Raw genomic sequence first — 808 nt, forward strand, 5'->3', positions numbered from 1 at the left:
ACAGCGGAGCGTAAGGCACTGGCCACGATGGGCCGTAAGGGCGGGAAGAAAGCTGCTGAACGCTGGAAGAACGACCCCAACGGCGACTACGCACATAGCCGACGCCAAGTTATGGCCCAGACCCACAAACGCAACAAACTTATAGGCCGCTCGTTGCGTATCAAGATCGAGCAGATGATAATGACTACTACCTACAGACAGGTAAGACACCCAGCTGGAAAGCGATTATGGAAGAGACTGGCCTATCTCGGAGGACCGTCGCCTACCACGTAGCAGCGATTAAAGACAGTGGTATGTATCCCGGGGATTAGGGGTGCAACATCATAAGCAATAAACGGTTCCCCGGGCGTAAGCCCGTACTCTTATCCCCTGTTTTGTTACCGCGTGTTCGATTCGCAAGTGGATCATCACTAAGTCGTGCATGTGGAGCGACGGTCCGGTTGTTTATGAAGCGACGTTTACGACCATCCAGAGTGCACGTGGCAAAAAGGCGGGCGGAAGTCTGGAGTCTCCCGTACTCAAACCATGAAGCAAAAAATCTTGGAGCAGACCAATGCGTAAGCGCCTTCCACGTAACGGACTCACGGCTAGAGAACTGGCTGAGCGAATCGGCTGCTCTTCTCAAACCATCCGAAACTGGACGGCAGAACCGCGCGCTGACTACCTCGCTCGTGCGAACGAGAAGCGCGAGCGCGTGCGCGCGTTGCGCGCCAAGGGGTTGAGCATGCGCGGGATTGCCGCCGAGATCGGCTGCTCGGTTGGCACCGTTCATCGCTACGTCGCCGAGCAAAAAGCGGAGCAGAAAACC

General features: G+C 56.1%; 1 protein-coding gene. It reads left to right on the plus strand.

Going from position 1 to position 808, the window contains the following annotated elements; genetic code table 11:
- Nucleotides 1-553: 553 nt before the first annotated feature.
- On the plus strand, nucleotides 554-808 hold a 255-nt coding region (locus FHE74_RS10575), incomplete at its 3' end, for a helix-turn-helix domain-containing protein (protein WP_139466470.1).

It is taken from the genome of Corynebacterium tapiri (assembly GCF_006334925.1).
GTDB classification, from domain to species: Bacteria; Actinomycetota; Actinomycetes; order Mycobacteriales; family Mycobacteriaceae; genus Corynebacterium; species Corynebacterium tapiri.